This is a genomic window from Blautia sp. Marseille-P3201T, assembly GCF_900120295.1.
Taxonomy (GTDB): domain Bacteria; phylum Bacillota; class Clostridia; order Lachnospirales; family Lachnospiraceae; genus Blautia.
The window spans coordinates 395,687-407,483 of sequence record NZ_LT635468.1 but is presented as its reverse complement, the minus strand read 5'-3'; the positions used below and the strand labels follow the sequence as shown (position 1 = coordinate 407,483).

Sequence of the window (11,797 nt, the reverse complement as noted above, 5' to 3'; positions counted from 1 at the left end):
CCTTGCACAGTTATTTAAAAGCAGTTGGTTTTTCAGGGATATCCGGTAAAAAAGATCTGGATATGATTTTGAATAATGTAATAAATGAATACGATGAAAAAATCGTAGCAGCTGATAGAGCAGGACATTTCTTTACGGAGCTGGTGAAGAAATATGGAGATGACTTTGGCATTGTTGTGTGCGGAGAATATGATGAAAATAATGAGTTCCAAATGGAATATTATTTTCCGTATTTTTTTGGCACAGGCATTACCTTACAGGAAGAGGTAATTATTGAAAAACATGCAGGTCAGGAGTCTTTTGCCGGAGCATGTGACGATATGCGTATTGGAGTGACTATTATCTTTTATCTGCAAAATGCAGGTGAATATTTAACACAGCGAAGCAGGGGAAATTATGTTACAGATGTAAGAGGTGTGATTTTATCGGGCCTGGCAAAGAGTGGAAAAATCTTATTTCCAACTTTGAAAAAAGAAGGGCAGGAGGAGAAACACCGGGATAATACCATTAACAGAGGACGTCTGATTGCAGCTGCAAAAAATGGTGATGAGGAAGCCATGGAAAGCCTGACTATAGAGGATATGGATATGTATGCAATGATTTCCAAAAGAGTGATGGAAGAAGATATTTACAGTATTGTAGATACATATTTTATGCCCTATGGAATGGAGTGTGATTTGTATAGTGTTATGGGTGAAATTCTGGAACTGGAAAAGGTATATAACACTATGACAAAGGACGCGGTCTATAAAATGCGTATTGGATGTAATGATATTGAATTTGACATATGTATTAATGAACAGGATTTAATGGGTGAACCTCAGGTGGGCAGACGCTTTAAAGGCGTTGTGTGGCTGCAGGGATATGTTGATTTTCAATATTAATGATTGGTTTTAAAGGCTTATCCGTCTTGACGGATAAGCCTTTTTATAGTATGATTAGGTACGGATTAAAAGAATATGTACTTTGATGTCACTATATGAAAAATGGCATTTTGTCTCGTTAGTTAAATGGATATAACAGGGTCCTCCTAAGGAGGAACCAAGGTTATCACTTCCTGAAAAAACTTTTGGGTTCAAATCTAGTTAAGAAGAGTAAAAATTGACATAAAGGTTTTACCCTAATAGGGGAGTGCTTTGATGTCACCAACATGAAAAATAATAGTAATTAACAGCTTGAAAAAAGCTGATAATTAAATAAAGGTTGCCATTACCAAAAAGCCGGAAAACCGCGTGTTTTCAAGGGAAAATGGCATTTTGTCTCGTTAGTTAAATGGATATAACATGGTCCTCCTAAGACTAAATTATAGGTTCGATTCCTATACGAGACGGCCAGTCAAAAGCGTTCGATTATTAGCAGAAATGCAAATAATGGGGCGCTTTTTTGATAAGAAAAATGCATGATTTTATTGCTTTGAGGATGATTTTCAGCTAATACAATGAAATAATTGTTAGCTGGTAGCTAATAAAAAATAGCGTTTTGCAAACAGACTGTATCAGAGATATTGCTAACATTTGGGGAAGTATCTGTTGTCACCAGTGATTTAGGAATGTAAAATACAGTAAATAAAAGGAAAAATCCTTTGCAGAATATAATTTGCAAACATATATTAGCTGAAACAATAGAGAATATATTAGCTGTAGCTAATAGAAAACGAGATGCTCGTTTGGAACTGATTTCAAGAATAATCGGATCCAGACGAGCATTTTTTAGTCTGACCGAAGAAGGAGGAAATGATGACGGAAGTAACGAAAGAATTTATCCAGAAGAATGAAGATGAGAAGATCATTGAAATTGAGATTGAAAGACTCCGTTCTTTTAAAAATCATCCTTTTCAAGTGAAAGATGATAATGAGATGCATTTATTAAAAGAAAGTATTGAGAAGTACGGAATTCTCACTCCATTGATTGTCAGACCTGTACCAGATGGAGTTTACGAGATTATAGCGGGACACCGGAGAAGACATGCTGCTGAGTTACTGGGGTATCGAAAAGTACCGGTAATAATTCGTGTAATGAATGAAGATGAAGCTATTTTGAATATGGTAGATTCCAATCTGCACAGAGAAAAAATCAGTTTTAGTGAAAAGGCTTTTGCTTACAAAATGAAAAATGATGTACTGAAAAGAAAATCAGGCAGGAAAAAAGGCCAAATAGACCACAAAACGAAAAAGAAGAGAACAGTGGAGATTATCAGCGAAGAATGTGGTGATAGTCCGAAACAGGTACAACGGTATATTTCATTAACGAAACTAATACCGGAGTTTTTACAGAAATTGGATGATGAATTGATATCTTTTAATCCGGCAGTTGAAATTTCAGCGTTGAAGGAAGAAGAGCAAAAACAATTGTTGGAAGCTATGGATTATGCTCAGGCTGTTCCATCTTTATCACAGGCACAACGGATTAAAAAGTTAAGTAAAGAAAAACAACTTACATTAGAGAAGATGCAGGAAATTATGAGTGAGATAAAAAAAGGTGAGATTACGAGAGTTGCTTTTACAAATGAGCAGCTTCACAAATATTTTCCAAGCAGATATACACCCGCCATGATGAAACGAGAAATTATAGCATTGTTGAAAATCTGGCAGAATGAAAATTGGGAGAAATAAATGGAGGAAAACAGTATGTGTAGAGTAATTTCAGTAGCAAACCAGAAAGGCGGAGTTGCAAAAAGTACAACGACTTTAAATCTTGGGGTAGGATTGGCAAGACAAGGAAAAAAAGTGTTATTGATCGATGCGGATCCACAGGGAAGTTTAACTGCAAGTCTTGGATATGTAGAACCGGATGATATTGGAACTACACTTGCAACTATTATGATGAATATTATCAATGACGAGGAAATTGCTGAGGAAGAAGGTATTTTACATCATGAGGAACAAGTGGATCTCCTGCCGGCCAATATTGAGTTATCTGCTTTGGAAGTAACCATGAGTAATGTAATGAGCAGAGAACTGATCATGAAGGAATATATTGATACGATGCGATCACGATACGATTATATTTTGATTGATTGTATGCCGAGTTTAGGCATGATGACCATCAATGCTTTAGTAGCTTCTGATACGGTTCTGATACCTGTACAAGCTGCATATCTGCCGGTTAAAGGACTTCAACAGTTGATCAGGACTATTTCTATGGTAAAGAAGAGATTGAACCGGAAATTGACGATACAGGGAATTCTTTTGACAATGGTGGATTTTCGTACTAATTACGCCAAAGATATTGCTTCCAGAGTGAGAGAAACTTATGGATCTAAGATTTCTATCTTTGAAAATGTCATTCCACTATCAGTTAAGGTAGCTGAAGCAAGTGCGGAAGGAAAAAGTATTTATTGTCATTGTCCAAATGGAAAAGTATCTATGGCTTATGAAAATCTGACGCAGGAGGTTTTGGAAAATGAAAAGTAGAAGTGGACAAAAAATCAAATTGACAAGCATTGATGAATTGCTGGGAGTAGTCAATGAAGAGTCTGCAATGGAAATAGAAATCAACAGAATCCACGCGTTTAAAGACCATCCTTTTAAAGTATTGGATGATGAAAAGATGGCTGATCTGGTAGAGAGTGTAAAGGTCAACGGGGTATTGACACCAGTTTTGTTGAGATCGGATGGGGAAGATGGATATGAGATGATCTCAGGTCATCGAAGAATGCACGCGACAGTTCTAGCAGGTTTGGAGACTATTCCTGCAATCGTGAGAGAGTTATCAGATGATGATGCCGTAATTGCAATGGTAGATGCCAATATCCAACGAGAAGAATTACTTCCGAGTGAAAAAGCATTTGCGTATAGGATGAAAATGGAAGCAATGAAACGGCAAGCAGGTAGACCATCAAAAAATAATCCGTGCCAAAATGGCACACATTTACGTACAGATCAAGAAATTGGAAATCAAGTAGGAGAAAGTGCTCGTAATGTTCAGCGTTACATTCGTCTTACAGAATTGATTCCAGAATTATTGGATATGGTAGATGCAAAGAAGTTGAATTTTACCATTGCCGTTGATATTTCCTACATTGATAAGGAAATGCAGAAATGGATCTACGAGTATATCCGAGATACAGGATTTATCAAACCAAAGCAGATTACAGCTTTGAGAAAACAGTTGGAAGAAGGACCTGTGAACCAGGGATTTATGATCTCGATTTTCAATAGCTGCATAGCAGTAAAAGCACCGGAACGAAAAGTAGTGTTATCAGGAAAGAAGCTCATAAAATATTTTCCGGAAGATTATTCGGAAACGGAGATGGAAAAGGTAATTGAGGCATTGCTGGAACAATGGAAAAGAGAACAGGAATAAGGGGTGTCAAAATAAGATACCCCAAAGAAAAAAGAGATACAGAAGTTTAAAAAAAGGACTTCTATGAGAGAAAGGAAGGGAGGAAGATACATGGACAAAAAAATAAATTTTAAATATTTTTATGGAACAGAAGCAGACCAGTTTAGTTTTTACAGAATACCCAAAGCTTTATTTACCAATGAGTGCTTCAAGGATCTTTCCAGTGATGCGAAAATCTTATACGGTTTGATGTTGGACAGAATGTCTTTATCCATTAAGAATCAGTGGTTTGATGAAGAAAATCGGGCATATATCTATTTTTCCATTGAAGATATCATGGAATTATTGAATTGTGGCAGAAATAAAGCAGTGAAATCTCTTCAGGAGCTGGATGATGAAAAAGGGATAGGATTAATTGAAAAGCGCAGGCAGGGCTTTGGAAAGGTTACGATCATCTATGTAAAATCATTTGTTCAGGAGGAATGTGAGGAAGAGAAAAAAGAGAAATCAAAGATGGTGAAGTTTACAAATCAAACTTCTGTAGAGAAAGAAGGGACAGAAGAAGTTTACAATTCAAACTTCAAGAAGTCCCAAAAACAAACTTCAAGAAGTCCCGAAAATAAACTTCAAGAAGTTTACAATTCAAACTCTAATAATACTAATATTAACAATACTAATCAGAATAATAATAAATCGAATCATATCGTATCTGCAGATGTGATGGGATCCGAGGATGATGAGATGGAAACGCTACGGGCGTATCAATCTTTGATCAAAGAAAATCTGGATTATGAGTCTCTGTTAGTGAGTCATCCTCATGACAAAGATCAAATTGATGAAATTGTGGATCTGATTGTAGAGACTGTTATGTGTAAGAGTGAGAAAGTGTTGATTGCAAGCAACTGGTATTCAGGAGCTTTGGTAAGGGGAAAATTCATGAAGCTGGATTATTCCCATGTGGAGTATGTGCTGCATTGTCTGGAAGGAAATACGAGTAAAATCAAGAATATCAAGAAATATTTACTTGCGGCATTGTTCAATGCTCCTTCAACGATAAGTGGATATTACCGGGCAGAAGTAAATCATGATATGCCGTGGCTGGCAAGATAGGAGGACAGATATGGGTATTTTAAAAGTGGCAGGAAAAGTGTTATTGATTCCATTGTGGTTTATCATTTCGATCATAGGTGCCGGAGTGAAGCTGCTGGTACATATGGTGGCAATCGCAAAAAAGATATTGGGATTGGGAATTATGGCGTTGTTCATTGGAACAGTAATCTGTTATCAAGACTGGCTACAGGCAGCTTTTCTGGCTTGTATGGGAGGTGTTCTGATCTTTATCTTATTTGCCGGAGAATTTATAGATACTGTAATCGACTTACTTAGTGTCTGCTGAGCAAACTGAAAACACTTGATTTTACTGACTTTTGCCACATTTTCTGGTATAATGATTGCAAGGATTTTGACAAAAACAAATCGTTTTTCTTGCAGTTTTCTTACAGATTTTAAGTATAAAGGGGCTAAAACAATGTACAAACCGATCGACAAGTTACAACATTCATTCCTCGATTTCAACCAACCTATGGGACTCCACATGAATCCGGATAACCGCTGGGTCAGACTGGCTGACCGAATCCCATGGGATGAATTCGAAGTAAAATATGCCAAGCTGTTTCCAAGTGATACGGGTAATGTTGCCAAGCCTCTTCGCATGGCATTAGGAGCCCTGATCATCCAGACCAAGTTCCAATTTTCCGACCGTGAGCTTGTGGAACAGATCGCTGAGAATCCGTATCTGCAATACTTTATCGGGCTTCCCGGTTTTCGGGAAGAAGCTCCGTTTGATGCAAGTACACTGGTTCTTTTCCGTAAACGCATTTCAGCAGATATGCTGATGGAAGTAAATGAGTATCTTCTTGCTCACAAGGAGGATGACAAAGATGACCATACTCCTCCATCCGTAGGAAAATCCGGTGATGATGGTACTGCAAAAGAAGATACAAACAAAGGGACTCTGACACTTGATGCAACCTGCGCACCTGCAAACATACGTTATCCGCAGGACATCTCGCTTTTGAACGAAGCAAGAGAAAAGCTGGAAAACATGATTTACTGTTTTTGTAAATGTTATGGTCTTAAGTTGCCAAGAAGATACCGCAAACGTGCCAGAAAAGAGTATCTTGCATTTGCCAAGAGCAGAAAGCACACGGCAAAGAAAATCCGCAGCGCACTCCGCAGACAGCTAGGCTACGTGAAAAGAGATCTTGGCTATCTGGAACAGTTCATGAGTGATGGATACGCCATGACAGGTAAGGATATCGGCCTATATCTTACCATCATCAGGCTGTATGAACAGCAACAGTATATGTATGATAACAGAATCCATTCTGTAGAGCATCGCATTGTAAGCATTTCGCAGCCATGGCTTCGGCCGATTGTCAGAGGGAAGGTCAAAGCACCTGTTGAATTTGGCGCAAAATTTGATCTCAGTCTTGACAGCGAAGGTTATGGGCGCCTCGAAAAAATATCTTTCGAGGCATACAACGAGAGCACCTGCCTGATTGAAGCAATAGAACGCTTCAAAGAGCGTACCGGTTATTATCCAGAACGTGTCCTGGCAGATCAGATATACCGGACCAGGGAAAACAGGAGTTATTGCAAAGAGCATGGGATCCGGTTATCAGGTCCAAAGCTGGGCAGACCAAGCGCCACAGCAAAAGTTGATAAAAAACAAGAGTATCAGGATAATACCGATAGAATCGAAGTGGAGCGCACCTTCAGCCTGAGCAAACGCTGTTATGGTATGAGCTGCATTACCACAAAACTGGAAGAAACGCAGTTGACATCTATCGCATTATCTGTATTCGTGACGAATCTGTTCAGGATTCAGAGGCGAATACTTTGTGCTCTTTTGCATCTGTTCCGATTCTGGCATGACCGGAACAGATGTAAGAGTTGGAAGTTACAGATAGCTGCTTAATCAGCAGACACTAATTATATCTAAGATATTAATTTGGAGGTGCGTATTTAGTGAATATAGTAGCTCAGGACATTTTTGTACCAGGATCATTACCAGATAGTACTTATATTTCAAGAAAAACAGTTTTATGTGAAAAGGTTGTGGGGATGGACCTGCTAGTCGAAATGTCAGGATCTGATTTTATTAATAAGGATATTTGGACACAAATTGGAATAAAAGCAGGAATGCCATATGAAGGAGCAACAGTAACCGGCGTTCAGTCAACAACTACTTCATCAGAATATTATAAGTTATCGAAGGAAAATGTCATTGATCATTATAAGGAAAATGGATTTGTATTATGAGCAGTTAATGGAGATTGCAAGAAGTATTGATAAAAAATGTTAAAATTGCACAATAAAATAAAATATTATTAGGTATAAGTTACATTGCAAACATATAACACGAATGATATCATACAAGCACAAAAAGATGGTTTTAATAGGGAGGAAAAATATGTTTAAACAATTAATTGCTGGAGAACTTGTAGAGGGAGATGGAAAGCCATTAGAGGTAATTAATCCTACTACCGGAAAAGTTCTTGAGGTTATTCCAACTGCAACAGAAGAACAAACACAAAAAGCTTTAGAGAGTGCTCAAAAGGCGTTTGAAAGCTGGTCTAAAAAAAGCATTGCTGAAAGAGAAGTTTATATTCAAAAGTTAGTTAATGTTTTAGATGAAGAAAAAGAAAAAATAGTATCTTGTTTAATTAGTGAAACCGGTAAAGCTGCAGATGTTGCGTCGTATGATTTTGATATGTTACCAGATTGCTTAAAGTATTATAACGAAGAGGTTAAAAGATTAAATGGTGAGATAGTACCTGATTATGATAATCAACATATAAATATGCTGATTAGAAAACCTTTGGGAGTTGTAGTATGCCATTTAGCTTGGAATTTCCCATTATTGAATGTTGGATACAAATTGGGACCAATCTTAGCAAGTGGTTGTACATGTGTGATAAAACCTTCTTCTGATACGCCGTTGGCAACAATGCTTGTCGGTGAAGCAGTTAAAAAAGCTGGAATTCCAGATGGAGTTGTGAATATTGTAGTAGGTAGCGGTGCCGTTGTCTCAAAAGTTATGAATGAGAGTACGATTCCTAGCATGGTAACAATGATAGGATCAACTGGAACTGGAAAAAAATTAGTAGAACAAAGTTCAACGTCTATTAAGAATTATTCTTTGGAATTAGGAGGTAATGCTCCTGTTATTGTAATGAAAGATGCAGATGCTTTTAATGCAGGTGTATGTACTGCAGATGGAAAGTTTGGAAATACAGGACAGGTATGTGTTGCACCAAATAGAATTTTTGTTCACGAAAGTGTTTTAGATGAGTTTATGGCTGGTGTGAACAGTTTTATGGATGAGATTAAACTTGGTTCCGGAAATGATGAAGGAAAACATCTTGTTGGTCCACTTGTAAATGAAAAAGCATTACATAATATGGAAAGCTTAGTAGAAGATGCTGTAAGTAAAGGTGCTAAAATATATAGAGGTGGCAAGAGAGCAGAAAGAGAAGGCTTCTTCTATGAGCCAACAGTTCTAGTAAATGTAGACAAAACAATGCGTGTTTATCAGGAAGAAATTTTTGGTCCAATTATGCCAATATATTCATTTAATGATGAGGCAGATATTGTGGCTATGGCAAATGATACGGAGTATGGTCTTGCTGCTTATGTATATACAAAAGATTTATCGATGGCAATGAAGTTATCGCAGGAAATTGATGCTGGTAGTGTATGCGTTAATGAACCATTTTATGCATATCAGCTTCCACATGGTGGTTGTAAACAAAGTGGAATTGGAAAAGATTGCTCTAGAATTGGCTTAGAAGAGTATTATACAGTGCAGAGAATTTCTATTAAGTTGTAAAGTAAATAAAAATGATATTTTGAAAAGGAGATTATGAATATGGTGCAATAATCTCCTTTTATAGTTTAAGTATTAATGTTTTCATGAAAAGGAATGGAAGAAATAATTACTAAAAATAGATTATAAAATATATGAATTTTAGATATTGGCACACAAATAACATGTATGATATCATATATGCAATAATATAGAAGGTTGGTGAAGGTAAAAATGCCAGAATTAATTACAATAGGTGAAACAATGGTAGCAATGGTACCAGAAGATGTGGGAATGTTACGCTATAAGCGTAATTTAAATATTCGTATTGCTGGAGCAGAAAGTAATGTTGCTATGGGAGTAAGAAAATTAGGACATACTGCGGGATGGATTAGTAGACTTGGGAAAGATGAGTTTGGAGAGTTGATTTTGCGAGAAATTCAATCAGAGGGAGTAGACTGTTCTAAGGTTATTTGGGATGAAGAACATCCTACAGGGCTTATGGTTAAACAAATGGAAACAGATGCCACGAAGGTATTTTATTATCGAAAAGGGTCTGCAGCAAGTCATATGAAGCCAAATGATATAGAAGAATCTTATTTTGAAAATTGTAAAATATTCCATATAACAGGAATTACACCAGTTCTTTCACAAAGTTGTAAAGATACCATTATTAAGTCAATAGAATTTGCTCGAAAAAAGAATGTTCTAGTTAGCTTTGATCCAAATATTCGAAAAAAACTTTGGAAGAACCAGGATTATGCGCCTTTTTTTAAACAGATATTATTTGAATCGGATATTGTTGAAATGGGGGTAGAGGAAGGACAGTGTCTTTTAGGTGTTTCTAGAAAAGAGGATATGATTTCTATATTACAACAAAATAATCCCAATGTTATTGTTGCAATAAAAGATGGTGGAAATGGTGCCTATATATATCACAAAAAAGAATATTATTTTATTCCACCATATCCTTGTAAATGCGTAGAAAGCATTGGAGCAGGTGATGCATTTAATGCGGGTTTTCTAAGTGGAATATTATCAAATTGTAATTTAGAAATCTGTGGCAAAATGGGAGGAATTGCAGGAGCAATGGTCACAGAAGTAGTAGGTGATGTTGAAAATCAACCGGATATTGAAAAGATGGAAAATTGTCTTAAGGAGAAAAAGGAAGTTTTTAGATAGAAATGATGATTAGTTGCATATATCTATTTGTCGGAAAGGAAAGAGAATATGAAAAAAAGACCTAATATTATTTTTATAATGACAGACCAGCAACGATATGACACTATGGGGTGTGTAAATCCAAAAGTAATTACACCAAATTTGGATAAATTAATAGAAAACAGTGTATTTTTTGAGAATGGAAGATGTTCAAATCCATCATGTGTACCATCTAGAGCAGGTATAATGACGGGGAAGTTTCCTAGTCAGTGTCAGGTACCTGCATATATTAGTTATTTACCTGACACAGAAAAAACATTTATGAAACGATTAAAAGAAAATGGATATTATACAGCTGTTGTAGGTAAACAACATTTTGCAGAATCAACAATAGATAAAGGCTATGACTATGAAATGATAGTGGATGGTCATTTTCCAACGGCACCTAAAGAACAGTTAGGCGTTTATCTTGATTATTTAAAAGAAAATGGAATTGAACCAGATAGTTTATATGAAAAAAATCTAATTAGCGGGGGAACTTGGAAGGGAGATATAAAATATCATATTGATAATTTTATTGGAGACAAAGGTAAGGAGTGGATGGAAAATCGCTTGTCAGATACAGAAAATAAGCAACCATGGTTTTTTACGTTATCTTTTCCGGGACCACATCATCCTTATGATTTAGAAGGTACAAAATATGCAGATATGTATGAACTAAATGATATGGAATTTTCGGAGAGTACATATGAAGATTTAGAACAAAAGGGCCCTCAATTTAGAAATATGGGAATGTATTCTCAGATTTATTTAAAAGATTATACAAAAGAACAATTTTTAAAAACAAAGCGGTCTTATTATGCCAATATTACACTCATAGATGAAAAAATTGGAGAAGTTTTAGAAGTTTTGAAAAAGTATAATGCTTATGATGATACGGTAATTATTTATACATCGGATCATGGCGATTTTATGGGAGATTATGGGCTTGTTGAAAAGCTACAATGTCTAGAAGAATCATTAATGAGGGTACCTTTATTTGTGAAACCACCTATAAAAGATTTTGAAGGAGTTCATATAAAGGATGATGTTTTAAATATCGATGTTGCTGCAACCTGTATGGAGATTTCTGAGACAAAATTAGATTCACATATGTCAAATTATTCGTATGTAGGTTATTGGGATAAAACAAAAGAAATTAAAAAGAGACCATATATTTATATGGAAGCAGGGGAAATTCGTGGAATTATTTCAGATGGTATAAAGACAATTCATTATGTGAATCGGCCATATGGTGAAATGTATGATTTGAATAAGGATCCTTTAGAACGAAATAATTTGTGGAATGATAAAGAGTATGAAAGTATTAAATTACAACATTACAGATATTTGGTAGATAGTATTTATGAAGCAACACCAGGATATGATACCCCATGGAATATTGGAACTCCAGAAATATAAAAGAGGAAGGATGGAATTATT

General features: G+C 36.1%; 11 protein-coding genes and 1 tRNA gene. All 12 read left to right on the top strand.

What is annotated here, in order from left to right; translation table 11 throughout:
* Positions 1-2: 2 nt before the first annotated feature.
* Positions 3-884 carry a DUF3881 family protein gene (locus BQ7352_RS04855; RefSeq protein ID WP_072447418.1) on the top strand — a complete coding sequence of 294 codons (882 nt, stop codon included), beginning with the start codon at positions 3-5 and terminating at the stop codon, positions 882-884.
* 374 nt (positions 885-1,258) lie between these two features.
* Positions 1,259-1,330: transfer RNA gene (locus tag BQ7352_RS04850), tRNA-Arg, on the top strand.
* Between the two features lie 406 nt (positions 1,331-1,736).
* On the top strand, positions 1,737-2,612 hold the full coding sequence (locus tag BQ7352_RS04840) for a ParB/RepB/Spo0J family partition protein (protein ID WP_072447414.1): 876 nt from the start codon (positions 1,737-1,739) through the stop codon (positions 2,610-2,612).
* 15 nt (positions 2,613-2,627) lie between these two features.
* Complete coding sequence (locus BQ7352_RS04835) at positions 2,628-3,413, top strand: ParA family protein (RefSeq protein WP_009263538.1); 786 nt, start codon at positions 2,628-2,630, stop codon at positions 3,411-3,413.
* Positions 3,403-4,305 carry a ParB/RepB/Spo0J family partition protein gene (locus BQ7352_RS04830; RefSeq protein WP_072447412.1) on the top strand — a complete coding sequence of 301 codons (903 nt, stop codon included), beginning with the start codon at positions 3,403-3,405 and terminating at the stop codon, positions 4,303-4,305. The genes BQ7352_RS04835 and BQ7352_RS04830 overlap by 11 nt, the downstream gene beginning before the upstream one ends.
* A gap of 90 nt (positions 4,306-4,395) precedes the next feature.
* Positions 4,396-5,394, top strand: a complete 999-nt coding sequence (locus BQ7352_RS04825; protein WP_072447410.1) for a DUF6017 domain-containing protein — start codon at positions 4,396-4,398, stop codon at positions 5,392-5,394.
* 10 nt (positions 5,395-5,404) lie between these two features.
* The gene (locus tag BQ7352_RS14505) at positions 5,405-5,680 is read left to right on the top strand and encodes a hypothetical protein (RefSeq protein WP_072447407.1); all 276 of its coding nucleotides are present in this window, start codon (positions 5,405-5,407) and stop codon (positions 5,678-5,680) included.
* A gap of 132 nt (positions 5,681-5,812) precedes the next feature.
* Positions 5,813-7,264, top strand: coding sequence for an IS5 family transposase (locus tag BQ7352_RS04815; RefSeq protein ID WP_024853381.1), 1,452 nt, complete (start codon positions 5,813-5,815; stop codon positions 7,262-7,264).
* A 50-nt stretch (positions 7,265-7,314) separates the two neighbouring features.
* On the top strand, positions 7,315-7,608 hold the full coding sequence (locus tag BQ7352_RS04810) for a hypothetical protein (RefSeq protein ID WP_072447405.1): 294 nt from the start codon (positions 7,315-7,317) through the stop codon (positions 7,606-7,608).
* A 151-nt stretch (positions 7,609-7,759) separates the two neighbouring features.
* Positions 7,760-9,178: an NAD-dependent succinate-semialdehyde dehydrogenase gene (locus tag BQ7352_RS04805; RefSeq protein WP_072447403.1), complete on the top strand. Its 1,419-nt coding sequence runs from the start codon at positions 7,760-7,762 to the stop codon at positions 9,176-9,178.
* A gap of 210 nt (positions 9,179-9,388) precedes the next feature.
* Positions 9,389-10,336 (top strand): sugar kinase, encoded by a 948-nt coding sequence (locus tag BQ7352_RS04800; protein ID WP_072447401.1) that lies wholly within the window; start codon positions 9,389-9,391, stop codon positions 10,334-10,336.
* Positions 10,337-10,384: 48 nt separating this feature from the next.
* Positions 10,385-11,776: a sulfatase family protein gene (locus tag BQ7352_RS04795; RefSeq protein ID WP_072447399.1), complete on the top strand. Its 1,392-nt coding sequence runs from the start codon at positions 10,385-10,387 to the stop codon at positions 11,774-11,776.
* Positions 11,777-11,797: the final 21 nt, after the last annotated feature.